We start from the raw sequence: 25,863 nt of genomic DNA, 5'->3' as shown, positions 1-25,863 counted from the left end.
GCGGACGGTGAGGTCAGGCGCCCACGGAGAGCCGCCTGCGGAGCAGCCCGGCCAGCGCGTCCGCCAGGGCCACCGGGTCCACCGGATGCGTGACCGCGGCCTCCGCACGGCTCCAGGTGGCCAGCCAGGCGTCCTGCGGGCGGCCGATGAGCAGCAGCACCGGCGGGCACTGGAAGACCTCGTCCTTGATCTGCCGGCAGACGCCCATCCCGCCCGCGGGCGCCGTCTCACCGTCCAGCACACAGACGTCGATGCCGCCCTCCTCCAGCGCCGAGAGAACGGCCGGGAGGGTGGCGCACTCCAGGAATTCCACCGGTGGCACATCGGCGGCGGGCCGCCGCCCGGCCGCGAGGCGCACCTGCTCGCGGGTGCTCGCGTCATCGCTGTAGACCAGCACCGTTGCGATCGGCCGCATCATGACCTCCGGGCGAAGTAAGTGGTCTGCCGGGCTCCTGTGGCGGATGCTACTCCCGTACAGCCGTCCGGAGGAGGGGGCGTACGGATCTCTCCCTCCTTCGAGGGACTGTCCCGAACAACCCCGACGAGCAGGGTCGATGCCCTCGCCACGGTCCTTGACACTCCGAACGGGACCCCCGGGAGTGAGCGCTGGATAAGCGACCGACATAATGTCGGTCGTGGCGACAGCAACAGCAGTAGAAACCGGGCACGCGCACCCGTCGGTCAACCGGCCGAACCTCACCAGCGTCGGAACCATCATCTGGCTGAGTTCCGAGCTGATGTTCTTCGCGGCCCTCTTCGCGATGTACTTCACCCTGCGATCGGTGACCGGAGCCGAGCACTGGAAGGAAATGGCGTCCGCGCTGAACTTCCCGTTCTCCGCGACGAACACCACGATCCTGGTGCTCTCCTCCCTCACCTGCCAGCTCGGCGTCTTCGCCGCCGAGCGCGGCGACGTGAAGAAGCTGCGCACCTGGTTCGTGATCACCTTCATCATGGGCGCGATCTTCATCGGCGGTCAGATCTTCGAATACACCGAGCTGGTCAAGAAGGACGGGCTCTCGCTCTCCTCCGACCCGTACGGCTCGGTGTTCTACCTGACCACCGGCTTCCACGGCATGCATGTGACGGGCGGCCTGATCGCCTTCCTGTTTGTCCTGGGCAGGACGTACGCGGCCAAGAGGTTCACCCACCAGCAGGCGACGGCGGCCATCGTCGTGTCCTACTACTGGCACTTCGTCGATGTCGTCTGGATCGGCCTCTTCGCCACGATCTACATGATCAAGTAAGCCGGTCACCGCACCGGAACCACGTCCTTAACAGCATCGACGCAGAAGATCCTGACACCGGGGTAATCCGTGAAAAAGCTCTCCGCACGACGGCGCCATCCGCTGGCTGCGCTCGTCGTCCTACTCTTCGCGCTGGCGGTCACTGGGGGGCTGTACGCCGCGTTTTCGCCGAGCGAGGCGAAGGCCGACGACAGCTCCGCCCAGTCCCTCGCCATCGAGGAGGGCAAGAAGCTCTATGCCGTCGGCTGCGCCAGCTGCCATGGCACGGGCGGTCAGGGGACCTCTGACGGCCCGAGCCTGGTCGGCGTCGGCTCCGCCGCCGTGGACTTCCAGGTCGGCACCGGCCGTATGCCCGCGCAGCAGCCGGGCGCTCAGGTGCCGAAGAAGAAGAAGATCTACTCGGACGCCGATATCGAGCAGCTCGCCGCCTACATCTCCTCGCTCGGTGCGGGTCCGGTGACGCCCACCAAGAGCCAGTACAGCCCGGACGGCGCGGACGTGGCGAAGGGCGGGGAGCTCTTCCGTACGAACTGCGCGCAGTGCCACAACTTCGCCGGCAAGGGTGGTGCCCTCACCAACGGCAAGTTCGCGCCGGCTCTCGACGGGGTCAGCGCCAAGCATCTCTACGAGGCCATGCAGACCGGCCCGCAGAACATGCCCTCCTTCCCCGACACCGTGATGCCGGAGAAGAACAAGCAGGACATCATCGCGTACCTCGACACGGTCAACAGCGACAAGAGCAAGACCCCCGGTGGCCTCGAGCTCGGCGGGCTCGGCCCGGTGAGCGAGGGCCTGTTCGGCTGGGTCTTCGGTATGGGCGCGATGATCGTCCTCACCATCTGGGTCGCCGCCCGGACCGCAAAGGCCAAGAAGTCATGAGTAGCCACGAGATTTCAGAAGCAGAAGACAAGCTGCCGGAAGAGCGAGGGGCCGAGAGCGCCGTAAGGCTGGCCGAGGACCCGTTCGCCGACCCGGGGCTGCCCCCGCACGAGCACCGTGTGCAGGACATCGACGAGCGGGCCGCGCGGCGCTCCGAGCGCACCGTCGCCCTGCTCTTCACGGTCTCGATGGTGGCCACGATCGCGTTCATCGCCGCGTATGTGGCGCTCCCGGTCGACAAGTACATCTACGTCTTCCCGATCGGGCACATCAGCGCGCTCAACTTCGCGCTCGGTGTGACGCTCGGCATCGCGCTCTTCACCATCGGCGCGGGCGCGGTCCACTGGGCCCGCACCCTGATGTCCGATGAGGAGATCGCCGACGAGCGGCACCCCATCGAGGCCAGCCCCGAGGTGAAGTCGAAGGTCCTCGACGACTTCCGGGCCGGTGCCAAGGAGTCCGGCTTCGGTCGGCGCAAGCTGGCCCGCAACACCCTCTTCGGCGCGCTCGCGCTGGTGCCGCTCTCCGGCGTCGTGTTGCTGCGGGACCTCGGTCCGCTGCCGGGCACCAAGCTGCGGCACACCAAGTGGGCCAAGGGCAAGCGGCTGATGAACTACAACACCATGCAGCCGCTGCGCCCCGAGGACATCTCCGTCGGTTCGCTCACCTTCGCCATGCCCGAGGGCATGAGCGAGGAGCAGCACGACTTCCAGACGGAGATCGCCAAGGCGGCCCTGATGCTGGTCCGGCTGCAGCCGGAGAACATCAAGGACAAGCGCGAGCTGGACTGGTCGCACGAGGGCATCGTCGCGTTCTCCAAGATCTGCACCCACGTCGGCTGCCCGATCAACCTGTATGAGCAGCAGACGCACCACGTCCTGTGCCCCTGCCACCAGTCGACCTTCGACCTCTCCGACGGTGGCCGAGTGATCTTCGGTCCGGCCGGTCACGCGCTGCCGCAGCTGCGGATCAGGGCCAACGACCAGGGGTACCTCGAAGCCATGGGCGACTTCCCGGAGCCCGTCGGTCCTGCTTACTGGGAGCGCGGATGAGTACTACAAGCGACAGCGGTGCGCAGCGCCGCGGCAAAGCGCCCGCGGGCGAGCGCGTCGCCGACTGGGCCGATGGCCGGCTGGGCGTCTACAGCCTGGCCAAGGCCAATATGCGCAAGATCTTCCCGGACCACTGGTCCTTCATGCTGGGCGAGGTCTGCCTCTACAGCTTCATCATCATCATCCTCACGGGTGTGTATCTGACGCTGTTCTTCCACCCCAGCATGGAAGAGGTCACGTACCACGGGCCGTACGTCCCGATGCAGGGCGTCAAGATGTCCGAGGCGTTCGCCTCGACGCTCGACATCAGCTTCGAGGTGCGGGGCGGTCTGCTGATCCGGCAGATCCACCACTGGGCCGCGCTGGTCTTCCTGTGCGGCATGTTCACGCACATGATGCGCGTGTTCTTCACCGGTGCGTTCCGCAAGCCGCGTGAGATCAACTGGCTCTTCGGCTTCCTGCTGTTCTTCCTCGGCATGCTGACCGGCTTCACCGGCTACTCGCTCCCCGACGACCTGCTCTCCGGCACCGGTCTGCGGTTCATCGAGGGTGTGTTCCTGTCGATCCCGGTGGTCGGCACCTACATCTCGATGTTCGTCTTCGGCGGCGAGTTCCCCGGGATGGACCTCATCCCGAGGCTCTACCCGGTCCACGTCCTGCTGCTGCCGGGCATCATGCTCGGCCTGCTGGTGGCGCACCTGATCCTGGTCTTCTACCACAAGCACACGCAGTACCCCGGGGCCGGAAAGACCGAGAAGAACGTCGTGGGCATGCCCCTGCTGCCGGTCTACATGGCCAAGGCGGGCGGCTTCTTCTTCCTGGTCTTCGGTGTGATCGCGGTCCTGTCCGCGGTCGCGACCATAAACCCGGTGTGGACCATCGGTCCCTACCGGCCCGACCAGGTGTCCACCGGCGCCCAGCCCGACTGGTACATGGGCTTCGCCGAGGGTCTGGTCCGTGTGATGCCCGGCTGGGAGATCACCGCCTGGGGCCACACGCTCGTCCTGGGCGTGTTCATCCCGATCGTGCTCTTCCCGCTGGTCCTGTTCGCGATCGGGCTCTACCCGTTCATCGAGTCCTGGATCACCGGCGACAAGCGTGAGCACCACATCCTGGACCGCCCGCGCAACGCCCCGACCCGGACGGCCTTCGGTGTCGCCTGGCTGACCGCGTACTTCGTGATGCTGATCGGTGGCGGTAACGACCTGTGGGCCACCCACTTCCACCTGTCGATCAACTCGATCACGTGGTTCGTGCGGATCGGCTTCTTCGCCGGCCCGGTCCTGGCGTTCATCGCCACCAAGCGGATCTGCCTCGGCCTCCAGCGGCGCGACCGCGACAAGGTGCTGCACGGCCGTGAGACCGGCATCATCAAGCGGCTGCCGCACGGTGAGTTCGTCGAGGTCCACGAGCCGCTCGCGCAGGAGCAGCTGCATATGCTGACCCAGCACGAGCAGCCCGAGCCCTACGAGATCGGCCCCGAGACCGACGAGAACGGGGTCAAGCGGAAGGTGACGCCCGCGCAGCGGATCCGTTCGAAGCTCTCCAAGGGCTATTACGGCGAGGACAACGTCATTCCGAAGCCGACCCGCGAGGAGTACCACGAGATCACCAGCGGCCACGGCCACCACTGATCTCCGCCGTACCGCTCTCGCACGTCAGCTGACGCCACAGACCAGGGCCCCGGCCCGGACCACACGGTCCGGCCGGGGCCCTGGTCGTGCTGCCGATAGGCTGGCGGCGGGCCGCTGACGTGCGCGGCCCCTTCCCTGCCCACCCCACGGATCCAGGAGCGGACCATGGACGTTGTGACCCCCGCCGGAGGCGACAGCACCGCGACGGCCCGCACCTGGCCGGACGTACTGACCTCGCTGATCGCCGGCCGGGACCTCGATGCCGACGACACCGCCTGGGCCATGGACCGGATCATGCGGGGCGAGGCCACCGACGCCCAGATCGCCGGTTTCGCGATCGCGCTGCGCTCCAAGGGCGAGACGGTCTCCGAGGTGGCCGGTCTGGTGCGGGCCATGTACGACCACGCCAAGGTGATCGAGGTGCCCGGGGAGACCGTGGACATCGTCGGCACCGGCGGCGACCGCGCCAAGACCGTCAATATCTCCACCATGTCCGCGCTGGTCGTCGCCGGTACCGGCGCGCGGGTCGTCAAGCACGGCAACCGCGCCTCGTCCTCCGCCAGCGGCGCCTCCGATGTGCTGGAGAAGCTCGGCGTCAACCTGGACATCACCCCGGAGCGGGTGGTGGAGGTCGCGGAGGAGGCGGGGATCACCTTCTGCTTCGCGGTGAAGTTCCACCCGTCGCTGCGGCATGTCGCCTCGGCCCGCCGCGAGCTGGGCGTCGCCACCCCGTTCAACCTGCTCGGCCCGCTGACCAACCCGGCGCGGGTGAAGTGCCAGGCCACCGGGGTCGCCGACGCCCGGATGGCGCCCATCATCGCCGGGGTGCTGGCCGAGCGGGGCTCCACCGCGCTGGTCGTCCGCGGTGACGACGGGCTGGACGAACTGACCGTGACCACCACCTCCCAGGTGTGGGAGGTCCGGGGCGGCGCCGTGCGCCAGGAGACCCTCGACCCGCGGGACGTGGGCATCGAGCGGGCCCCCGTGGAAGCCCTGCGCGGCGCGGACGCCTCGTACAACGCCGATGTCGCCCGCCGTCTGCTGGCGGGCGAGCGGGGCCCGGTCCGGGACGCGGTGCTGCTGAACTCGGCGGCGGCGCTGGTGGCGCTCGAACCGGAGCCGGGGGACAAGCCCCTGGCGGAGCGGATCGCGGCGGGTGTCGCGCGGGCCGCCGAGTCGATCGACTCGGGCGCGGCGCGCGACGTCCTGGAGCGGTGGGTACGGGCCACCCACGCCTAGGCGTTGCCCTTACGGCGCCCATGTTCCGTCCGTGTCCTGTCCGGGATGCGGACAGGGTGTGGGCGCCGCCGTACGGCATGGCATACTCCTGCCCAGGTCACGAGTGACAGCGACTACGGCCCCGGCCCGCTGTCCGGCAACCCTCCGTCCGTGGCGGGGTGCCCCGGGTGATGACCAGGCCGCCTGGCAGCGAGGCCGGCGGCAAGCGCGGACCCCTCGCACTAGGGGTCCTGGTGGTCGAGGGAGTTCTTCCGTGATGCAGCGAATGCGCTAGGGCCGAGCGGCCCGTTTTCCCTCCTGTGCTCCGCGCGGTGGTGCCGTGCGTCGAGCGCTTTCCCGCGCCCTGATGGCGGGCTCACCGCCGTCCTCGTGCGCGTTACGCATTCCCACGCCTTCGACCCTCCCGGGAGACTTCGCCATGTCCGCGCGCCCTTCTGCCACCGCCTCCGCCGCCTCCGCCGATTCCGCCGCCTGTGAGCCGCTGCCCGTGCTGGGCAGCGATGTCCTGGTGCCCCTGGTCACCGGCGGCGAGGTGACCTACGCGGCGCTCGACTACGCCGCCAGCGCCCCCGCGCTGCGGCGGGTCTGGGACGACATCGCCGCCTACGCGCCCTACTACGGCAGCGTGCACCGCGGGGCGGGCTACCTCTCGCAGCTGTCCACCGACCTCTTCGAGAACAGCCGTAAGGACGTCGCCGCCTTCCTCGGCTGCCGCGAGGACGACCAGGTCGTCTTCACCCGCTCCACCACCGATTCGCTCAACCTCCTGGCCGCCGTGGCGCCGCGGGGCACCGAGGTCTTCGTCTTCGAGACCGAGCACCACGCCTCGCTGCTGCCCTGGGAGCAGCGGGAGGACGTCACCGTCCGCTACCTCAGCGCCCCGCGCTCCCCGCGGCAGGCGGTGGAGACGCTGGAGCAGGCGCTCGCGGGGCGCGCCAAGGGCCCGGCGCTGGTCTGCGTGACCGGCGCGTCCAACGTGACCGGTGAGCTGTGGCCGGTGCGGGAGCTGGCCGCGGCCGCGCACGCACACGGCGCCCGTATCGTCCTGGACGCCGCGCAGCTTGCCCCGCACCACCCCGTGGACATCGCGGAGGCGGACGTCGACTGGGTGGCCTTCTCCGGGCACAAGCTGTACGCGCCCTTCGGCGCCGGTGTGCTGGCCGGGCGGGCGGACTGGCTGCGGGAGGCCCGGCCGTATCTGGCGGGCGGTGGCGCCAGCCGTAAGGTGACGCGCAGGGACGACGGCGGGGTCGACGTCGAGTGGCACACCACCGCCGCCCGGCACGAGGCGGGCTCGCCGAACGTCATCGGCGTCTACGCGATCGCGTCGGCGTGCAGGGCGCTGACCGAGGCCGGTTTCGAGGGCCTGGTCGCCCGTGAGCGGCGGCTGATCGAAAAGGTGCGGGCGGGGCTGGCCGAGGTGCCCGAGGTGCGGGTGCTCTCGCTCTTCGGCGACGACGCCCCCCGGGTCGGCGTGCTGTCGTTCGTGGTGGAGGGCTGGAACAGCTCCCACTTCGCGGCGGCGCTCTCCGCGGAGTACGGCATCGGCGTACGCGACGGGCTCTTCTGCGCGCATCCGCTGGTCCGCACCCTGCTGGACAGCGAGCCCGACGAGCCGGGCGAATGCGGTGCGCCCGAGGCCGCGCCGGGGGAGCGCTCGCTGAACGCGATCCGGGTCAGCTTCGGGGCGGGCACCCCGGACGAGCATGTCGAGCGGTTCGTCGGCGCCGTGAAGGAGCTGGTACGCGAGGGTGCCCGGTGGAGCTACCGCACCGAGGACGGCCGCTGCGTCCCGGACCGCGGCTGAGCCCGCTGGGCCCCGGGGCTGCTGGGGGCTGAGGGAGCGAGCCGCCGGGCCCCGGGGGATCCGGGGGCTGAGGGCGCCTCTGGGCCCCGCGGATGCCGGGATGCAGGTGCCGGAAGTGTGGCGCTAGCCGTCCAGGCCGATCGCGAACGCCGCCTCGAGGTCGTGCTGGGAGTACGTCCGGAAGGCGATGTGCGTCTCGGTCGAGGCCACCCCCGGCAGCTTGCTGATCTGGCCGGTGATGATGTCCGCGAGGTCGTCGTGCCGGGCCACCCGCACCATCGCGATCAGATCGTGCGCGCCGGTGACCGAGTAGACCTCGCTCACGTTCTCCAGCGCGGCGATTTTCTCGGCGGTCTCCGGAATCCGGTCCACGCTGGTCTTGATGAGCACGATCGAAGTGATCACGGCTGGCTTTCTCCCTCACTCGCCCTGGCTGCGCCGCCCACTCTAGTCGTCCTCCCGAACCGCCCCCACGCGTAGAGAAAGCCGAGCGTGAAGCCCACGAGATGGGCGAGATAGGCGACGCCGGGGCGGTCGTCGGCCTGCCGGGCGGCCAGCCACTGGAGGGCCACCCAGAAGATCAGCACCGCCCAGGCCGGAAAGCGCAGCGGTAGAAAGAACAGAAAGGGAAAGAGACTGGTCACCCTGGCTCGGGGAAACAGCCACAAGAAGGCTCCGAGCACTCCGGAAATGGACCCGGAGGCACCCACCAGGGTCTGGGCGGAGTCGGCGTGCGCGGCGGCGTAGCCGAGCAGGGCCAGATAGCCCGTGACGAGGTAGAAGACGGCGAACTGGACTCGTCCCATCCGCTCCTCGGTCATCGCCCCGAAGACGTAGAGAAACAGCATGTTGCCGAGCAGATGCAGCCAGTTTCCGTGCACGAACAGCGCGGTCAGCGGGGCGAGCGGCTGATCGGGGGAGCCGCTCCACAGGGCGCTGGGCACCACTCCCCAGCGCTCGAAGTACGTGGACTGGGCCTCCACCAGCCGCTCGCCCGTGCCATAGCCGGGGTTGAGCCCCGAGGCCGGTCCGATGACGAAGAGCAGGCAGCAGCTGACGATCAGGCCGTATGTCACCCACGGGCGGCCGGGCCCCGCCATCCAGGGGCGGCCGCGCCCCGACGACGTCTCGATCATGGTCAGATCATTCCGTACCGGGCGCAACCTCCACAGAGCGCCTCGCCGCGCTCCCGCCGGACGCGGGCGGGACGGGCCCGGCGCGGGGCAAGGCTCAGGCCGTAGGGTTACAGGACGCCGCCGATGAGCCGAGAAGCGAGGACCCGCAATCATGGCCGTGCCCCTGCCGACCGACCGGACCCGCTGGCGTTGCGCACTGTGCGGCAACCTCACCCGGTTCGATGTGACCCGCTCGACCAGAGCCGTGGAGTATGTGCATCTCGACTTGGCCGGGGAACCCAGTGTCGAGGAACGCGAGGTGCTCAGTGAGACCATTGAGTCAGTGCGCTGTCGCTGGTGCAACGCGGTCGACCAGGTAGAACTCGTGGACCGTCCGAGCACCGGCCTGAGCGCCTGAGAACGGAGCGATGACAGGTGGTGGAGCGGACCGGCGACCCCGGGGCGGCCGGTGACGCCGAGGGCGTCACCGAGGCGCTGGACCGCCCGCTGCCGGAAGGAGTGCGGCGGCGGGTGGTGGCGCTGGTCGCCGACGCCTTCGGCGGGCTGACGGTCACCGAGCTGCCCACCCAGTTGCGGCAGTACGCCCGTTTCACCCCGACCCGCCGTGCCAAGTTCGCGGGCAACGCGATGGCCGCCGCGGTGGAGAGCGACCCCGTCTTCCGGCAGCGGATCGGGGGACGGCTGCGGGAGACCCAGCGGGAGCTGGCCGAGGCGATCGAGGGCGGATCGCCGCCCGCCGCGGCCGATCCGGTGGATGTGGCGGCGGTGGCGTATGTGCTGCGGCCGGTGGGCTGGGTCAAGCTGGTCGAGGCGGCGGGCGAGGAGGCCCAGCGGGCCTCCGCCGAGCGGGCCGGTGAGGAGGCGGCGCGCGAGCTGCAGCGGCTGCGCGACGAACTCGCCGAGGCCAAGGCGGCCACCCGGCATGAGACGGAGCGGACGCGCACCGAGTTGGAGGCCGCCCGTAAGGAGAACGACGGGCTGCAGCGCAAGCTGCGCAGCGCGCAGAGCGATGTGCGGCGGGGCGCGGCCGCGCTGCGCAAGGCCGAGGCGGAGCTGGAGGCCGTACGGGCGGAGGCGGCGGCCCGTCAGGCCACCGCGGACGGCGAGGCGCGGCGGCTGCGCGCCCGGCTCGCGGAGGCGGAGTCGGCGCTGGAGGCCAGCCGGCGGGCGGTGCGCGAGGGGCGCAGCGTGGAGGACATGCGGCTGCGGTTGCTGCTGGACACGGTGCTGGACGCGGCCCAGGGGCTGCGGCGCGAACTGGCCCTGCCGCCCGCGTCGATGCGCCCGGCGGACACGGTGGACGCCGTGGAGCCGGGGAAGATGACGCCGAAGGACATAGCGACCAGGGCGCTGTCGGAAATGGACCCGGCCCTGCTGGACCAGCTGCTCGCGCTGCCGCAGGCGCATCTGGTGGTGGACGGCTACAACGTCACCAAGACCGGCTATCCCACGATGCCGTTGGAGAAGCAGCGGCTGCGGCTGCTGGGCGGTCTCGCGGTGCTCGCGGCCCAGACGGGCGCGGAGATGACCTGTGTCTTCGACGGGGCCGAGCTGGCCGCGCCGGTGCTGCTCGCGCCGCCGCGCGGGGTGCGGGTGCTGTTCAGCAAGCCCGGGGTGACGGCGGACGAGTTGATCCGGCAGATCGTGCGGGCGGAGCCGCCCGGCCGGCCGGTGGTGGTGGTGTCCACCGACCGCGAGGTGGCCGACGGGGTGGCGCGCGCCGGAGCGCGCCCCGTGGCATCCGCGTTGCTGCTGAAGCGACTTGCCCGTACCTGAGACGTCGTAGCCCGTATCTCCGTTATTCCCGTATCCCCGGTTTCCGCGTTTCTGTGGCTGAGCGCCCGAACTCTCTTCAGAAGTCGACCTCGCACCACTTCTGTTGTCAGCGGAGCGTCGATCGACCATCACTGCCCGTGTGACATTCGTAAAAGATGCGCTTCCGGGGCGACTTTTTTGCCGTTGGGATTTGAACGGATCACGGCGGGGTCACTAAGGTCAGCTCGAACCTTCGCGCGGTTGATCACCCATCCGGGGTGACAGCGGAGGTACCGCCGAGTCCGCGCCCTGTCGCGGAGCCGGGGCTCACCACCCCATCAACTCCCGGTAGGCGGCTGGAGGAAGAAGGAGCTCGCCTTCGTGGCGTCCCACCGTCGACCCAAGCAGCCGAGCCGCACTCGGGTAACCGTCCTTACCGCGACCGCGGCAGCCGCCGTCGCTCTCACTTCCCAGGCCGCCCAGGCCGCTCCGAAGCAGGACAAGAAGGACGTCAAGGAGCAGGTCGACAAGCTCTACGAAGAGGCGGAGCAGGCGACCGAGAAGTACAACGGCGCCAAGGAGAAGCAGCAGAAGCTGGAGAAGCAGGTCGGCGATCTGCAGGACAAGGTGGCGCGCGGTCAGGAGGACCTGAACAAGCTGCGCAACGGCCTGGGTTCGATGGCCACCGCCCAGTACCGCTCCGGCGGCATCGACCCCTCGGTGCAGCTGCTCCTCTCCTCCGACCCGGACACCTACCTCGAGAAGGCGTCCACCCTCAGCCAGCTGAGCGGCAAGCAGGCCGAGTCCCTGCGGAAGATCGCCGACAAGCAGCGCACCCTCAAGCAGCAGCGTGAGGAAGCGTCCACCAAGCTGCAGGACCTGGCGGACACCCGTAAGGCGCTCGGCAAGAAGAAGGACGAGATCCAGGGCAAGCTGTCCAAGGCCCGGAACCTCCTCAACACCCTGACCGCCAAGGAGCGCGCCCAGATAGCGGCCCAGGACGCGGAGCGCGCCAACCGCTCCAGCAGCCGGGTCGACCTGGGCAACGAGGTGCCCGAGTCGGGGCGTGCCGCGGCCGCGCTGGCCGCCGCCAAGACGAAGATCGGCCTCCCGTACGTCTGGGGCGCGACCGGTCCGTCCTCCTTCGACTGCTCCGGACTCACCGGCTGGGCCTACCAGCAGGCCGGGGTGCAGCTGCCGCGCATCTCCCAGGACCAGGCGAACGCCGGCAGCCGCATCGGCCGCGGTGAACTCAAGCCGGGCGACCTGGTGCTCTTCTACGGCGACCTGCACCACATAGGTCTCTACGCGGGCAACGGCCAGGTGCTGCACGCGCCCAAGCCCGGTGCCGGTGTGCGCTACGAGTCGATGGACAACATGCCGTTCCAGTTCGGCGTCCGGGTCTGATGCGGAAGGTCTGATCAGGAGGGTCTGATCAGGAATTGGAAAACGGGTCTCAAACCGCCCCAAGAGCCATCCTTTAGGGCGAATCTCCAGGACCCTCGCTGATCCCCCGCCCCGCCGGTGACCTGCGTCACTCGGCGGGGCGTCAGTTTCTCCGCACACCACGGCCGTTGGACCGTGGGTGGCCGCACGGCTACTGTCTGCCCGCAGTTCTCAGCCCGACACTGCGGAAGGGAGTGCGGCTACCCATGGCGTTCTGTCGTCGCGTCGCGAAACCCGGGTCCGGCCGGGCCGCCGTCCGGACCGCCGCCTCGGCGGCCGCGGTGGCCTCCGCCGCCGCGCTGTCCGCCGTGGCGGCCGGTGCCGAACCGCATGACCCGGCGGGCCGTCCGGCCGCCCGGTCCGCCGGCGACCGCATCGCCACGCTCTACGCCCAGGCGGAGCGGGCCACCGAGCGCTACAACGCGGCGCGGACGCGCACCCAGGTCCTGCGCCGCGAGGTCGACCGGATCCAGGACCGGGTCGCCCGGGGTCAGGGGCGGGTCAACCGGATGCGGGTGGCGCTCGGCGCCCTCGCGGGCGGGCAGTACCGCACCGGCGGGATCGACCCGGGCCTGGCCCTGCTCCTCTCCGGCGACCCGGCCCAGTACCTCGACCGGGCCGCCACCCTGGAGCGGATCACCAGCCGCCAGGCCGCACAGCTACGGGTGGTCCAGAGCGCCCAGCGCACGCTGCGGCAGGAGCGTGCGGAGGCCGCGGCCAAGCTGGGGAAGCTGGAGCACAGCCGCCGGGTCGTGGCCCGCCACAAGCGGGCGGTCCAGCACCGGTTGGCCACCGCGCGGCGGCTGGTGAACGCGCTGCCGCCCAGGGAGCGGGAGAGCTACGCCCACCGCGCCTCGCGGGCGGGCGGACGCGAGCCCGGCGCCCTCGCCGGCCTGCCGCCGGGCACCCTTTCCGGCTCCGGCCCCGGTGAGCTCTCCGGTGGCCGCCTCGGAGGGCGGCATGCCGCGCCGTTCTCGGGGCGGGCCGCCGCGGCGTTCGGCGCGGCACGGGCGGCCCTCGGACTGCCGTACGCCTGGGGCCACGCCGGTCCCACCGCCTTCGACTGCTCCGGGCTGACCCAATGGGCCTACGCCCACGCCGGGGTGGCCATCCCGCGCACCTCACAGGCCCAGGCGCACGCCGGGCAGCCGGTGCCGCTGTCCCAGGCCCGCCCCGGCGATCTGGTGGTCTACCGCTCCGACGCCAGCCATGTCGCGATGTACGCGGGCAACGGACAGGTGATCCACGCCCCCTACCCCGGGGCACGGGTCCGCTACGACCCCGTGGACATGTTGCCGATCTCTTCCATCACTCGTGTCTGAAGCCGGCGCGCGGGCTCGTACGATCTAAGACGTGGCGGGTCGGTGGAGATCGGGCGGATGGCGGGCGCTGCTGTGCCTGCCGCTGGTGGGCACGTTCACCCTGACCGCGCTGGGCGGCTGCGCCCCCGCCCCGGCGCCCGACGACCCTGAGGGGCGCGACGGCCGGGCCGTGCAGCGCCTGCTGGACCAGCGGGCCGCCGCGGTCCGGGAGCGGGACGCGGACGCCTTCCTCGCCACCGTGGATCGCGGCTCCGCCCGCTATGTGGCCGAGCAGCGGCGGGTGTTCCGGCAGATGTCCGCCGTACCGCTGCGCTCCTGGACCTACCGGCTGGTGCGCACCGGCGGTTTCACCCCCGCGCCGGTCGGCGGCCGCAGCCTCGCCGCACAGGTCGAACTCCGGTACCGGCTGACGGGATACGACACCGCGCCGGTCGTCTCCGCCCAGTACCTGACCCTCGCCCGGCGCGACGGACGGTGGTACGTCGCCTCCGACGACGGTGTGGTGGACGGCAAGCGCGGTACGGAACAGCTCTGGGACCAGGGCACGGTCGACGTCGTCCGCGGCGCCCACAGCCTCGTCCTGGGCGTCGGCCAGGAGCGGCGGGTGCTGCGCGCGGTCGCCGGTATCGCGGACCGGGCGGTGCCCGCCCTCGGCCGGGTCTGGCCCCATGAGTGGGCCGGACGCGTGGTGGTCGAGGTCCCCGGCTCCCTGGACCGGATGGCGGCCCTGCTCGGCGCCTCCGCGGACGGCTACCGCGGGATCGCCGCCGTCACCACGGGCGAGGTCGGCGGGGCCGGTGACGAGGCGCCCGCCGACCGGGTGATCGTCAACCCCGACGCGTACCAGGTCCTCGGCGACTTCGGGCGGCGCGTCGTGATCACCCATGAGACGGCCCATGTCGCCACCCGGACCGCCACCAGCGCCGCCACCCCGCTCTGGCTCTCCGAGGGCTTCGCCGACTGGGTGGGCTACCGCACCCCCGGCCGCACCCCCCGCCAGGTCGCCCCCGAACTCACCGACGCCGTCGTCGCCGGGCGGCTGCCCACCTCGCTGCCGCGCGACGACGACTTCCGCTTCGGCAGCGACCCCGACCGCCTCTCCCGCGCCTATGAACAGGGCTGGCTCGCCTGCCGCCTGATCGCGGACCGGTGGGGCGAGAAGAAGCTGGTCGACTTCTACCGCACGGTGGGCCGGGCATCCGAGCGCTCGGGGGCGGTGGAGTCGGCGCTGCGGAAGGTGCTGGGGATGAGCCTGACGGAGTTCACGGCGCTGTGGCGGAAGTACGTGGCGATCGAGCTGGGCTGAGCGCCGCCCCCTGGTCCCCGCGTCCGGGTGGGCCGGAGCGGGCCCGCCGCGGCACCCGGTACTGTCGGCCACGATGGACAAGACCCTGCTCGTGACCAACGACTTTCCGCCCCGCCCCGGCGGCATCCAGGCGTTCTTGCACAACATCGCGCTGCGCCTCGACCCGGACCGGATCGTCGTCTACGCCTCCACGTGGAAGCGCGGCCAGGAGGGCGCCGAGGCCACCGCCCGCTTCGACGCCGAGCAGCCGTACCAGGTCGTCCGGGACCGGACGACCATGCTGCTGCCCACTCCGCGGGTCACCCGCCGCGCGACCGCGCTGCTGCGGGAGCACGGCTGCACCTCGGTGTGGTTCGGTGCCGCCGCGCCGCTCGGGCTGATGGCCCCGGCGCTGCGCGCGGCGGGGGCGCGGCGGCTGGTGGCCACGACGCACGGCCACGAGGCGGCCTGGGCGCAGCTGCCGGCCGCACGGCGGCTGCTGCGGCGGATCGGCGGGTCCACGGACACCCTCACCTATCTCGGTGAGTACACCCGCTCCCGTATCGCCGCCGCGCTCGACCCCCGGGACGCCGCCCGGATGGTGCAACTGCCGCCCGGGGTGGACGAGAAGACCTTCCACCCCGGTTCGGGCGGCGACGGGATCCGGGCCCGGCTGGGCCTCGCCGAGCGGCCCGTCGTGGTGTGCGTCTCCCGGCTGGTGCCGCGCAAGGGGCAGGACACGCTGATCCAGGCCATGCCACGGATCCTGAAGCGGGTGCCGGACGCGGTGCTGCTGATCGTCGGCGGCGGGCCGTACGCGAAGGACCTGAGCCGGCTCGCGGAGACCGAGGGCGTGGCCGACTCCGTACGGTTCACCGGCCCCGTGCCCTGGGAGGAGCTGCCCGCCCACTACGGCGCGGGCGACGTCTTCGCCATGCCCTGCCGCACCCGCCGCGGCGGGCTGGACGTCGAGGGTCTCGGCATCGTCTATCTGGAGGCGTCCGCGACCGGTCTGCCGGTCGTCGCCGGGGACTCGGGCGGGGCGCCGGACGCGGTGCTGGACGGGGAGACCGGGTGGGTCGTCCGGGGCGGCTCCGCCGAGCAGAGCGCCGATCGCGTCGTGGCCCTGCTGGAGGACGCCGAGCTGCGCCGCCGCATGGGCGAGCGGGGGCGCGCCTGGGTGGAGGAGCGCTGGCGCTGGGATCTGCTGGCCGACCGCCTGAAGTCGCTGCTGTGACGGTCCGCGGCGTCGTGCTGTGACGGTCCGCGGCGTCGTGCTGTGACGGTCCGCGGCGTTGTGCTGTAACGGTCCCTGACGTCGCCGCTATGACGGTCCGGGCCCCGGGGGAGCGCCCCCGGGCCCCGTCGTCGTCAGCCGCGGTAGATGGCCTCGATCTCGGACGCGAAGTCCTTCGCCACCACGTTCCGCTTCAGCTTCAGCGAGGGCGTCACATGCCCGGAGTCCTCGGTGAACTGCGTCGCCAGGACGCGGAACTTGCGCACCGACTCCGCCTTGGACACCGCCGCGTTGCCGTCCTCCACCGCCTGCTGGATCTCGGCCAGCAGATCCGGGTCCTCGCGCAGCTCGGCCACCGTCACACCCTCGGGCTTGCCGTGCTCGGCCGCCCAGCGGGGCAGGAACTCCTCGTCCACCGTGACCAGCGCGCCCACGAAGGGACGGCCGTCGCCGACGACCATGCACTCGGCGACCAGGGCATGGGCGCGGATCCGGTCCTCGATCACCGCCGGGGCGACGTTCTTGCCGCCCGCGGTGACGATGATCTCCTTCTTGCGGCCGGTGATGGTGAGGTAGCCGTCCTCGTCGAGCGTGCCCACGTCCCCGGTGTGGAACCAGCCGTCCGACAGCGCGTCCGCGGTGGCCGTCTCGTTGTTCCAGTACTCGGTGAAGAGGTGCTCACCGTGGAGCAGCACCTCGCCGTCGTCGGCGATGCGCACCACCGTGCCCGGCATCGGCTGCCCGACCGAGCCGATCTTCTGCCGGTCCCAGGGGTTGAAGGTGGTCGCCGCACAGGACTCCGTCAGGCCGTACCCCTCCAGCACCGTGAAGCCGATGCCCCGGTAGAAGTGGCCCAGCCGCGCGCCCAGCGGCGCACCGCCGGAGATGGCATGGGTGGCCCGGCCGCCCAGCACGGCCCGCAGCTTGCTGTAGACCAGCCGGTCGAAGACCTTGTGCTTGAACCGGAGCCCGAAGGACGGCCCGCCCGGCGCGTCCAGCGCCTGGCTGTACTCGATGGCGGTGTCGGCCGCCTTGTCGAAGATCTTGCCCTTGCCCTCGGACTGGGCCTTCGCCCGCGCCGAGTTGTAGACCTTCTCGAAGACGCGCGGCACGCCCAGCACCAAGGTGGGCCGGAACGCGGCGAGTTCGTCGGTCAGGGACTTCACATCCGGAACATGGCCGAGCTTGATCGGCGCCAGCACCGCCGCGATCTCCACCAGCCGCCCGAAGACATGGGCCTCGGGGAGGAACAGCAGCACCGAGGACTCACCGGTGTTGAAGATCGGCTTGAGCCGTGCCACCGCGTTGCCGCATTCGGCGAAGAAGCTGCGGTGCGAGAGCACACAGCCCTTGGGGCGGCCCGTGGTGCCCGAGGTGTAGACGATGGTGGCGGGGGAGTCGGCGTTGGCGATCGAGGAACGCTCGTCCACCTTCTCCTCGGGCACGTCCGCGCCCAGCTTCCGCAGCTCCTCGATGGCATCGCCCTCGATCCGCCAGACATGCTTCAGGGTGGGCAGGCTGTCCCGTACGGCCTCGACGGCGGCCTCGTGGACCCCGGTCTCGACCAGCGCGGCCACCGCGCCCGAATCGCTGAGGATCCACTGGATCTGCTCCGGTGAACTCGTCTCGTACACCGGCACGGTGACCCCGCCGGCGCTCCAGATGGCGAAGTCCAGCAGCGTCCATTCGTAGCGGGTCCGCGACATCAGGCCGACCCGGTCGCCCGGCTCGACCCCGGCCGCGATCAGGCCCTTGGCGGCGGCCCGCACTTCGGCCAGGAACGCGGTCGCGGTCACGTCCTCCCATTGGCCGTCGACCTTGCGGCCGACCACGGCGACATCGGGATGCTGTGCGGCATTGCGGCGGATGAGATCCGTCAGATTGCCGTCGGCCGGGACCTCGTACAGGGCCGGAAGGCTGAACTCGCGCAAGACTGCTGCTCCTCATGGGGCGCCGGCGCCGCTACAGGGCATGGGGGGTGGTGGACGGCCCGGACGTTACCCATCGGTACGCTTCCGGGATAGGGGTTCCAGCCCAGATGTTTGATGCGTCACACACCGCCTTCATGCTGCCCGCAGACTAGTCGACGGACGTCGCGGTCGCTAAGGAACCGCAGGTGGACGCGGGTCGCTGCAGGCAGAACACCTTACGGGCACGGGCCCTTACGTCTTAGGGTGACATGCATGCGAGTCCACGTGGTGAGTGACGTGCATGGCAACAGTGAGGACCTGGAGAAGGCCGGTGACGGGGCGGACGCCCTGATCTGCCTCGGCGACCTCGTGCTCTTCCTCGACTACGCCGATCACTCCCGCGGCATCTTCCCCGACCTGTTCGGGGTCGAGAACGCCGACCACCTCGTCGAGCTGCGCACCGCCCGCCGCTTCGAGGAGGCCCGGGTGTTCGGCGACCGGCTGTGGGCGGGGATCGACCGCCACACGGCCATAGAGTCCGCGATCCGCCGCCAGTACGCCGCGCTCTTCGCCGCGTTCCCCACTCCGACGTACGCCACCTACGGAAATGTCGACATGCCGTCACTGTGGCCGGAGTACGCCCAGTCCGGTACCACTGTCCTCGACGGTGAGCGCGCCGAGATCGGCGGGCTGGTCTTCGGTTTCGTGGGCGGCGGGCTGCGCACCCCGATGCGCACCCCCTACGAGATCGACGACGAGACCTACGCGGCGAAGATCGCGGCGCTCGGCGAGGTGGACGTGCTCTGCACCCACATCCCGCCGGATGTGCCCGACCTCTGCTACGACACCGTCGCCCGCCGCTTCGAGCGCGGCAGCGCCGCCCTGCTGGAGGCGATCCACACCGTCCGTCCCAAGTACTCCCTCTTCGGCCATGTCCATCAGCCGCTCGTCCGCCGTATGCGGATCGGCGCCACCGAGTGCGTCAATGTCGGACACTTCGCCTCCTCCGGCACCCCCTGGACCCTGGAGTGGTGACGCGCGCGCGGTAGCCTTCAGCGGCAGAGAGCTCATGCGGCGGACCGGTACGGAGGAGCCACGGCGATGGCGGAACACACCAGCTCGAGCATCACGATCGAGGCGGCCCCGGCCGACGTGATGGAGGTGATCGCCGACTTCGACCGTTACCCGGAGTGGTCCGGTGAGGTGAAGGAGGCCGACATCCTCACCAAGGACGAGCGGGGGCGCGCCGAGCAGGTGCGGATGCTGCTCGACGCCGGGGCGATCAAGGACGACTACACCCTCCAGTACAGCTGGACCGGAGACGACCAGGTCAACTGGTCCCTGGTCAAGTCCCAGATGCTGCGCACCCTTGACGGCTCCTACCGGCTATCGGCGCTCGACGGCGGCAAGAGCACCGAGGTGACGTACCAGCTCACGGTCGACGTCAAGATCCCCATGCTGGGCATGATCAAGCGCAAGGCCGAGAAGGTCATCATCGACCGCGCGCTGGCGGGCCTGAAGAAGCGCGTCGAGAGCGCCTGACCCGGGCGGACCTCCCCGGGCCCCGAGGGTGCCCGGGGAGGTCCGCGGCGCGGGGTACGCTCCGGCCGGGCGGACCATCCAACCCGCGCCGCGCATCTGACGCACCATCCTGCCGGAGGCTCCTTTCATGCGTACGGTCCTCGTCACCGGTACCGGCGGCGCGGGCCGCACCACCGTGGCCGCCGCGACCGCCCTCGCCGCCGCCCGTGAGGGGCAGCGGACGCTGCTGCTCACCGCCGACCCGGACGGCACCCCCGAGGCGCTGCTCGGCATCCGCGCGCTGCGCTCCGCCCCCGGGCGGTCGGCGGACCGGCTGCCGTGGTCCGTCCCCGTCGAGCTCGCCCCGGGGCTGTGGGCCGCGCGGATCATCACGGACGAGTGGTTCCGCAGTGAGCTCACCGCCCTGCAGGACCGCGGTCACGGCCTGCTCGACCTGCTCGGCGCGACCCCGCTGGACGGCGAGGAGCTGACCGCCCTCCCCGGGGTGGAGTCCATCGCGCTGCTGCGCGCCCTGCGTGCCGCCCAGACCGCCCCGCCCGGCACCGGCTGGGACGTTCTCGTCGTCGACATGCCGCCCGCGCCGGACACCGTCGCGCTGCTCGCGCTGCCCGAGCAGCTTCGGCGCTATCTGCGGCGGCTGCTGCCCGCCGAGCGGCAGGCGGCCCGTGCGCTGCGGCCGATGCTCGCCCAGCTGGCGGGGGTGCCGATGCCCGCGCAGAGGCTGTACGAGACGGCCGAGCGCTGGGAGCGGGAACTGGCCGCCGTCCAAGGGGTGATCGAGTCCGAGGCCACGACGGTACGGCTGGTCGTGGAGCCCGGGCCGCTCGCCGACCGGGCGCTGCGCACCGCCCGCGCCGGTCTGGCGCTGCACGGCTGCCGGGTGGAGGCGGTGATCGCGAACCGGCTGCTGCCCACCGGCACCTCCGACCCGTGGCTCGCCGCGCTCTCCGGCCAGCAGCAGGACGCGCTCAAGGAGCTGTACGAGCAGTGGGCGCCCGCCGTCCCGGTCCGTGAGCTGCCGCATCTGGGCCGCGATCCACACGGCGTCGGCGACCCCCGGGGCGCGGAGCCGCGGCCCGGCGATGGCGGCGGTGCGGATGGTATGGACGGTATGGGCGGCGCGGACGGTGGGGGCGGTGGGGACGCCCAGCGCGCCCCGGCCGGGCTCGCCGCGCTCGCCGGGGCCGTCGGGGCCCCCGGGGCGCGGCCCGACCGGCCCGCCCCCGACCCCTGGACCGTCGAGGACCGGCTGGCCGACGACGGGGTGCTGCTGTGGCGGCTGCCGCTGCCCGGTGCCGACCGGGACGGGCTCGGGCTGGTGCGCCGGGGCGACGAACTGATCGTCACCGTCGGCCCGTTCCACCGGGTGCTGCCGCTGCCGTCCGCCCTGCGCCGCTGCACCGTCTCCGGCGCCGGGCTGCGCGACGGATGGCTCCAGGTGCGCTTCACCCCCGACCCCGACCTGTGGCCGAAGCGGCTCTGACCCCGGATCCGGCTCCCTCCGGCCGGTCCGGGTCCCCGGCTCCGGTCGGTCCTCGGCTCCGGCTGGTCCGGGTCCCCGGCTTCGGTCCTGGCCGGTCCCGGGCTCTGACCCCGCCCCCCTCCTTCGGGTAACGTCGGTCACAAGCCCGGATGAACGTCACCGGGCAGCCAGCATCCCCGCCGCAGGAGTTCGCCATGAGCGATGCCACCGAGCGCCCCGCAGAGCCCCCGCCCACCGATGTACCGGTCACCGAGCTGGACCCCGACGCCTGGGAGCAGGCGTGTGCGGAGGACCTCGCCGCCGAGCGGGCCAGGCGGCGGGCCCGGCAGACCGCCGAGGAGCCGGGGAGCGTCGCCGAGGAGTTCCGCAAGCTGGCCGACGCGCTCGCCGACAAGGTCGCCGGGCTCCAGGCGCCGCTCGCCGGGACGGCGGTTCAGGGCGCCGTACAACAGTTGATCGAACAGGCGAAGGCCGCCGCCGAACCGGTCATAGAGCGCAATCCAGATGTTTTCGAACACCTCGCCAGCGCCGGATCCGAGCTGCTCGCCGCCTATCGCGCCGCCGTGACCGGCCAGGAGCGGCGCTGGACCCAGGGTGCCGAGGGCAGCACCAAAGATCGCGGCGATGAATCGAAGAGTTCGAGTAGTGAACACATCGACCTCGACTGAGCGCCACCTCCGGTACCGTTAGCCTCGGCGGGGTTCGACCAAATAACTGAGGGACTCATGGGACTCACCATCGGCGTCGACATCGGCGGTACGAAGATCGCGGCCGGCGTGGTCGACGAAGAGGGCTCGATTCTCGAGACGAGCCAGGTTTCGACCCCGCAGACTCCCGAGGGAGTCGTCGACGCCATCGCGGACGCGGTGCGCATCGTCAGCGAGGGACACGAGATCGAGGCCGTCGGCATCGGCGCGGCCGGATATGTGGACGACAAGCGCGCCACCGTGCTCTTCGCGCCCAACATCAACTGGCGGCACGAGGCGCTCAAGGACAAGGTCGAGCAGCGCGTCGGCCTGCCCGTCGTGGTGGAGAACGACGCCAACGCGGCCGCCTGGGGCGAATACCGCTTCGGCGCCGGGGTCGGCCATGACGACGTCGTGTGCATCACGCTCGGCACCGGTCTCGGCGGCGGCATCATCATCGGCGGCAAGCTGCACCGCGGTCGCTTCGGCGTCGCGGCCGAGTTCGGCCACATAAGGGTCGTCCCCGACGGTCTGCTGTGCGGCTGCGGCAGCCAGGGCTGCTGGGAGCAGTACGCCTCCGGCCGTGCGCTGGTCCGCTACGCCAGGCAGCGCGCCGCCGCCACCCCGGAGAACGCCACGGTCCTCCTCGGCCTCGGCGACGGCACCGCCGAGGGCATCGAGGGCAAGCACATCAGCGACGCCGCCCGCCAGGGCGACCCGGTGGCCATCGACTCCTTCCGTGAGCTGGCCCGCTGGGCCGGGGCCGGGCTGGCCGACCTCGCCTCGCTCTTCGACCCCTCGGCGTTCATCGTCGGCGGCGGGGTCTCCGACGAGGGCGATCTGGTCCTGGAGCCGATCCGCAAGTCCTTCCGGCGCTGGCTGGTCGGCAATCAGTGGCGTCCGCACGCCCAGGTGCTCGCCGCCCAGCTCGGCGGCAAGGCCGGGCTCGTCGGCGCCGCCGACCTGGCCCGCCAGGGCTGAGCGGCGAGGGGGAACCGTCATCGTGCCGCTCGCGGACCTGCCCGGATCCACCACCGACCCGGACGCGGCCGTGGTGCGGGTGCTCAGCTACAACATCCGCTCGATGCGGGACGACCGTAAGGCGCTGGCCCGGGTGATCCGGGCCTGCGCCCCCGATGTCGTCTGCGTCCAGGAGGCGCCGCGCTTCTTCCGCTGGCGCAAGGCCGCCGCCTGGCTGGCCCGGGAGACCGGCCTCGTCTACACCACGGGCGGGGCCACCGCCGCTGGCCCGATGATCCTCACCTCGCTGCGCGCCCATGTGGAGCACGCCGAGGACACTCTGCTGCCGCGCGTGCCCGGGCTGCACCGGCGCGGTTTCGCGACCGCCGTGCTGCGCTTCGGCGGCGGCCACCGCGACACCGGCACCCGGGAGAGCGGGGAGGGCGCCCCGGAGCGCGCCGAAGGCGTGCGGCTCGGCGTGGTGAGCTGCCATCTGAGCCTCGCGGAGGCCGAGCGCTACGAGCAGGCCGGGCTGCTGCTGGACCACCTGGCCGCGCTGGACGTCCCGTACGCCATCGCGGCCGGAGACATCAACGACCGGCCGGACGGCCTCGCCTTCCGCCGGATCGCGGGCAAGCTGCGGGACGGCTGGGCGACCGAGCCCTGGGGGAGCGAGGCCACTTCGAACCCCAAGGACCCGCATCAGCGCATCGACGCCGTCTTCGCCTCCGAGGGCGTCGAGATCATCGGCTGTGGGGTCCCGGCCGGGCTGCCCGGCGTCACCGACGCGGACCTCCTGGCGGCCACGGACCACTTTCCGGTGCTGGCCGCGCTCCGGCTGCCCCGCGTCGCCGCGGTCTGAGGCCGATCGCCCCCGGGCGGAGCCGGAGCCGGGACGCCCGGCTCCGCAGCGCAGGGGGCAGCCGACGGCAGTCCCGGGATCAGACGACGGCGCCGCGCCCCGGGTCCTCGTCCTCTTCCTCGTCGTCGTCCTTCATCCGCATCACCAGCGTGACGAAGCCGCCCAGGAAGCCTCCGACGCCCAGCGTCGCGATCCACCAGACCATCTCCACCTGGAACAGCACCACACCGAGCAGCAGCAGCGGCCCGCCCAGCACGCCCAGCCAGGCGAAGCGGGAGGTGGTGTCGGACTCGGGGAGCGGAGGCGGCTCGGGCGGGACGAAATGGCCCTCGTCGGTCTCGTCGAAGTCGTCCTCGGACGGCTCCTCGGGCTCCCAGTCGCGGGGGCCCACGCCCGGCGCGTAGACGATGAAGCTGCCCGCCGGCTTGCCGGTCTTGTCGGTCTTGGTCAGCCCGGCCGTCGCCGCCCCGCCGATGGCCTCGCCGTCACCGGGTCCTTCGCGGTCGGTGTCGGGGTCGGTGCCGTCGTCCGCCGCGGAGGGGCGGTCCTGGTCCCGCTCCCGCCCCTCGTCGAGGTTCTCGGCGGCGGGCCATCGCTCGGCGCCCGGAGGGTCGTGCGGCTCCTCCTCGTACGCGGCGACGATGGCGGCGAAGGCGGCGTCGTCATCGCGCCGCGCGTCCGCCTCGTTCTCATTCGAGTCGCGCTCAGCCACTGGCCGCCGCCCCCTCCTTCCCGCTTCCCTTCCCGGCGTCGGTCCGGGTGTCGGTGTCCTCACCCATACCCGCCGTCAGCCGGGTGATGAACGTGTCCGTCTCCTCGAAGATGAACTCGGCGTCATGGTCCAGGGTCGCCACGTGGAAGCTGCGCTCCAGCAGCCGCTCGGTGACGTCCCGCGAGGACACCTGACTCAGGATGCGCTCGGAGTCGGCCGGCGGCACCACATGGTCCTGCGGGCTGTGCATCACCAGCAGCGGCTGGGTCACCTGCGGCAGTTCGGCGTCGACCACCCGGTAGAAGCGGCGCATCGAGTGCACGGCGTGCAGCGGCATCCGGTCGTAGCCCGACTCCTGCGCCCCCGGCTTGGCGATATCGCTCACGATGCCCTTCACCGAGGGCACCAGATGACGCAGCACCGGAAGGGCCACGGCCAGCGGATCGTGGATGCGGTTGGCCGGATTCACCAGGGCGAGGCCGCTGATCTCCGCGCCGTGCTGGGCGGCCAGCCGCAGCGCGAGCGCGCCGCCCATCGACAGACCGCAGACGAACACCCGCTCGCAGGCCCGGATCAGCGACCGCAGCTCGCGGTCCACCTCCGCGTACCAGTCCTGCCAGCCGGTGACGGCGAGGTCCTGCCAGCGGGTGCCATGGCCGGGAAGCAGCGGCAGTGAGACGGTCAGACCACGGGCCGCGAGATGGTCGGCCCAGGGCCGCACGGACTGCGGGGAACCGGTGAAGCCGTGACAGACGAGGACGCCGATCTCTCCGCCGTCATGGCGGAACGGCTCGGCTCCGGGCAGGAGCGGCACCACGGATCTCCGTTCACTGGGGGAGCGGGTATCGAGGTCCTCAGCGTACGCGGCGCGCCGCGTACGGGGTAGGCAGGTTAAGGTCTCCTCGTCGGATACAGGAGGTCCCGGTTGTTCTACGGCGCTATGAAGCTGTCGGTGGGTGGCGCGTTGAAGCTCACCTTCCGGCCCTGGGTCGAGGGGTTGGAGAACGTCCCCGCCGAGGGGCCGGCCATCCTCGCGAGCAACCACCTCTCCTTCTCCGATTCCTTCTTCCTGCCCGCGATGCTCGACCGAAAGGTCACCTTCATCGCCAAGCAGGAGTACTTCACCACCCCCGGGGTCAAGGGGCGGCTCACGGCGGCCTTCTTCAAGGGCGTCGGCCAACTCCCGGTGGACCGCTCGGGTTCGCGGGGCGCCGGCGAGGCCGCCATCACGGCGGGCATCGAGGTGATCAAGCGGGGTGAGCTCTTCGGCATCTACCCCGAGGGCACCCGCTCGCCCGACGGGCGGCTCTACCGGGGCAAGCCGGGCGGCCTGGCCCGGGTCGCGCTCGCGACCGGTGCGCCGGTGCTCCCCGTGGCGATGATCGACACCGAGAAGATCCAGCCCCCCGGCAAGGTCATGCCCAAGCTGATGCGGCCCGGTATCCGGATCGGCAAGCCGCTGGACTTCAGCCGCTACCACGGCATGGACGGCGACCGCTTCATCCTGCGCTCGGTGACCGACGAGGTCATGTACGAGATCATGAAGCTCTCCGGCCAGGAGTACGTGGACGTCTACGCGACCGCCGCCAAGCGGCAGATCGCGGACGCCGAGGCGGCCCGTAAGGCGGCCGAGAAGGAGAAGGACAAACACAAGTCCGGCGCCTAGCCG

25 protein-coding genes and 1 riboswitch are annotated in these 25,863 nt (G+C 71.4%); of the genes, 19 read left to right on the top strand and 6 right to left on the bottom strand.

The window, feature by feature from the left end:
- Nucleotides 1-13 precede the first annotated feature (13 nt).
- Nucleotides 14-415, bottom strand: a complete 402-nt coding sequence (locus AS97_RS14680) for a hypothetical protein (protein WP_059143478.1) — start codon at nt 413-415, stop codon at nt 14-16.
- 211 nt (nt 416-626) lie between these two features.
- On the opposite strand from AS97_RS14680, the gene AS97_RS14675 reads away from it, so the two are divergent.
- The 6 genes from AS97_RS14675 (at nt 627) to AS97_RS14650 (ending at nt 7,858) form a co-directional block, all read left to right on the top strand.
- Complete coding sequence (locus AS97_RS14675; protein ID WP_059143403.1) at nt 627-1,247, top strand: heme-copper oxidase subunit III; 621 nt, start codon at nt 627-629, stop codon at nt 1,245-1,247.
- 69 nt (nt 1,248-1,316) lie between these two features.
- Nucleotides 1,317-2,126, top strand: coding sequence for a c-type cytochrome (locus AS97_RS14670; protein WP_059143404.1), 810 nt, complete (start codon nt 1,317-1,319; stop codon nt 2,124-2,126).
- Nucleotides 2,123-3,178 (top strand): Rieske 2Fe-2S domain-containing protein, encoded by a 1,056-nt coding sequence (locus tag AS97_RS14665; protein WP_059143405.1) that lies wholly within the window; start codon nt 2,123-2,125, stop codon nt 3,176-3,178. Before AS97_RS14670 ends, AS97_RS14665 begins: the two co-directional genes overlap by 4 nt.
- A complete protein-coding gene (locus AS97_RS14660) occupies nt 3,175-4,812 on the top strand; it encodes a cytochrome bc complex cytochrome b subunit (RefSeq protein WP_059143406.1) in 1,638 nt (545 codons plus the stop codon). Before AS97_RS14665 ends, AS97_RS14660 begins: the two co-directional genes overlap by 4 nt.
- 165 nt (nt 4,813-4,977) lie before the next feature.
- Nucleotides 4,978-6,051 carry an anthranilate phosphoribosyltransferase gene (gene trpD, locus AS97_RS14655; protein ID WP_059143407.1) on the top strand — a complete coding sequence of 358 codons (1,074 nt, stop codon included), beginning with the start codon at nt 4,978-4,980 and terminating at the stop codon, nt 6,049-6,051.
- 95 nt (nt 6,052-6,146) lie between these two features.
- Nucleotides 6,147-6,265, top strand: a riboswitch (SAM riboswitch).
- 204 nt (nt 6,266-6,469) lie between these two features.
- Nucleotides 6,470-7,858 (top strand): aminotransferase class V-fold PLP-dependent enzyme, encoded by a 1,389-nt coding sequence (locus AS97_RS14650; RefSeq protein WP_086708520.1) that lies wholly within the window; start codon nt 6,470-6,472, stop codon nt 7,856-7,858.
- A 123-nt stretch (nt 7,859-7,981) separates the two neighbouring features.
- On the opposite strand, the gene AS97_RS14645 is transcribed toward AS97_RS14650, so the two are convergent.
- A complete protein-coding gene (locus AS97_RS14645; RefSeq protein ID WP_014060065.1) occupies nt 7,982-8,263 on the bottom strand; it encodes an Lrp/AsnC ligand binding domain-containing protein in 282 nt (93 codons plus the stop codon).
- A complete protein-coding gene (locus AS97_RS14640) occupies nt 8,260-8,994 on the bottom strand; it encodes a rhomboid family intramembrane serine protease (protein ID WP_059143409.1) in 735 nt (244 codons plus the stop codon). The genes AS97_RS14645 and AS97_RS14640 overlap by 4 nt, the downstream gene beginning before the upstream one ends.
- A 151-nt stretch (nt 8,995-9,145) precedes the next feature.
- On the opposite strand from AS97_RS14640, the gene AS97_RS14635 reads away from it, so the two are divergent.
- The 6 genes from AS97_RS14635 to AS97_RS14610 all read left to right on the top strand — a co-directional run bounded on the left by AS97_RS14635 (nt 9,146) and on the right by AS97_RS14610 (nt 16,039).
- The gene (locus AS97_RS14635) at nt 9,146-9,391 is read left to right on the top strand and encodes a hypothetical protein (protein WP_086708521.1); all 246 of its coding nucleotides are present in this window, start codon (nt 9,146-9,148) and stop codon (nt 9,389-9,391) included.
- 17 nt (nt 9,392-9,408) lie between these two features.
- Nucleotides 9,409-10,770 carry an NYN domain-containing protein gene (locus tag AS97_RS14630; protein WP_059143411.1) on the top strand — a complete coding sequence of 454 codons (1,362 nt, stop codon included), beginning with the start codon at nt 9,409-9,411 and terminating at the stop codon, nt 10,768-10,770.
- Nucleotides 10,771-11,130: 360 nt separating this feature from the next.
- Nucleotides 11,131-12,156, top strand: coding sequence for a C40 family peptidase (locus AS97_RS14625; RefSeq protein WP_059143412.1), 1,026 nt, complete (start codon nt 11,131-11,133; stop codon nt 12,154-12,156).
- Between the two features lie 245 nt (nt 12,157-12,401).
- On the top strand, nt 12,402-13,517 hold the full coding sequence (locus AS97_RS14620) for a C40 family peptidase (RefSeq protein WP_086708522.1): 1,116 nt from the start codon (nt 12,402-12,404) through the stop codon (nt 13,515-13,517).
- Nucleotides 13,518-13,548: 31 nt separating this feature from the next.
- Complete coding sequence (locus AS97_RS14615; protein WP_236669851.1) at nt 13,549-14,823, top strand: hypothetical protein; 1,275 nt, start codon at nt 13,549-13,551, stop codon at nt 14,821-14,823.
- A 73-nt stretch (nt 14,824-14,896) separates the two neighbouring features.
- Entirely contained in the window at nt 14,897-16,039 is a 1,143-nt protein-coding gene (locus tag AS97_RS14610; protein WP_059143414.1) for a glycosyltransferase family 4 protein, read from the top strand.
- Between the two features lie 134 nt (nt 16,040-16,173).
- Here the strand turns inward: AS97_RS14610 and AS97_RS14605 are convergent, their stop codons facing one another.
- The gene (locus AS97_RS14605) at nt 16,174-17,970 is read right to left on the bottom strand and encodes an AMP-dependent synthetase/ligase (protein ID WP_059143415.1); all 1,797 of its coding nucleotides are present in this window, start codon (nt 17,968-17,970) and stop codon (nt 16,174-16,176) included.
- A 252-nt stretch (nt 17,971-18,222) separates the two neighbouring features.
- Here AS97_RS14605 and AS97_RS14600 point away from each other — a divergent pair, with 252 nt between their 5' ends.
- The 6 genes from AS97_RS14600 (at nt 18,223) to AS97_RS14575 (ending at nt 23,482) form a co-directional block, all read left to right on the top strand.
- Nucleotides 18,223-18,984, top strand: a complete 762-nt coding sequence (locus AS97_RS14600; RefSeq protein ID WP_059143416.1) for a metallophosphoesterase — start codon at nt 18,223-18,225, stop codon at nt 18,982-18,984.
- 66 nt (nt 18,985-19,050) lie between these two features.
- Nucleotides 19,051-19,491: an SRPBCC family protein gene (locus AS97_RS14595; RefSeq protein WP_059143417.1), complete on the top strand. Its 441-nt coding sequence runs from the start codon at nt 19,051-19,053 to the stop codon at nt 19,489-19,491.
- Nucleotides 19,492-19,618: 127 nt separating this feature from the next.
- Entirely contained in the window at nt 19,619-20,974 is a 1,356-nt protein-coding gene (locus AS97_RS14590; RefSeq protein ID WP_210565029.1) for an ArsA family ATPase, read from the top strand.
- Between the two features lie 194 nt (nt 20,975-21,168).
- Nucleotides 21,169-21,642, top strand: coding sequence for a DUF5304 domain-containing protein (locus AS97_RS14585; protein ID WP_086708524.1), 474 nt, complete (start codon nt 21,169-21,171; stop codon nt 21,640-21,642).
- Between the two features lie 57 nt (nt 21,643-21,699).
- On the top strand, nt 21,700-22,641 hold the full coding sequence (locus AS97_RS14580) for an ROK family glucokinase (protein ID WP_059143420.1): 942 nt from the start codon (nt 21,700-21,702) through the stop codon (nt 22,639-22,641).
- Between the two features lie 22 nt (nt 22,642-22,663).
- A complete protein-coding gene (locus tag AS97_RS14575) occupies nt 22,664-23,482 on the top strand; it encodes an endonuclease/exonuclease/phosphatase family protein (protein WP_059143421.1) in 819 nt (272 codons plus the stop codon).
- A 79-nt stretch (nt 23,483-23,561) separates the two neighbouring features.
- Here the strand turns inward: AS97_RS14575 and AS97_RS14570 are convergent, their stop codons facing one another.
- Nucleotides 23,562-24,194 (bottom strand): hypothetical protein, encoded by a 633-nt coding sequence (locus AS97_RS14570; RefSeq protein WP_059143422.1) that lies wholly within the window; start codon nt 24,192-24,194, stop codon nt 23,562-23,564.
- On the bottom strand, nt 24,187-25,008 hold the full coding sequence (locus AS97_RS14565; protein WP_079059286.1) for an alpha/beta fold hydrolase: 822 nt from the start codon (nt 25,006-25,008) through the stop codon (nt 24,187-24,189). Before AS97_RS14565 ends, AS97_RS14570 begins: the two co-directional genes overlap by 8 nt.
- Nucleotides 25,009-25,134: 126 nt before the next feature.
- Here AS97_RS14565 and AS97_RS14560 point away from each other — a divergent pair, with 126 nt between their 5' ends.
- Nucleotides 25,135-25,860 (top strand): lysophospholipid acyltransferase family protein, encoded by a 726-nt coding sequence (locus tag AS97_RS14560; RefSeq protein WP_210567213.1) that lies wholly within the window; start codon nt 25,135-25,137, stop codon nt 25,858-25,860.
- Nucleotides 25,861-25,863: the final 3 nt, after the last annotated feature.

Origin of the sequence: Streptomyces sp. AgN23 (genome assembly GCF_001598115.1) — a bacterium.
In the GTDB taxonomy this organism is placed as follows: Bacteria; Actinomycetota; Actinomycetes; order Streptomycetales; family Streptomycetaceae; genus Streptomyces; species Streptomyces antimycoticus.
This window is presented reverse-complemented; position numbering and strand designations above follow the sequence as displayed.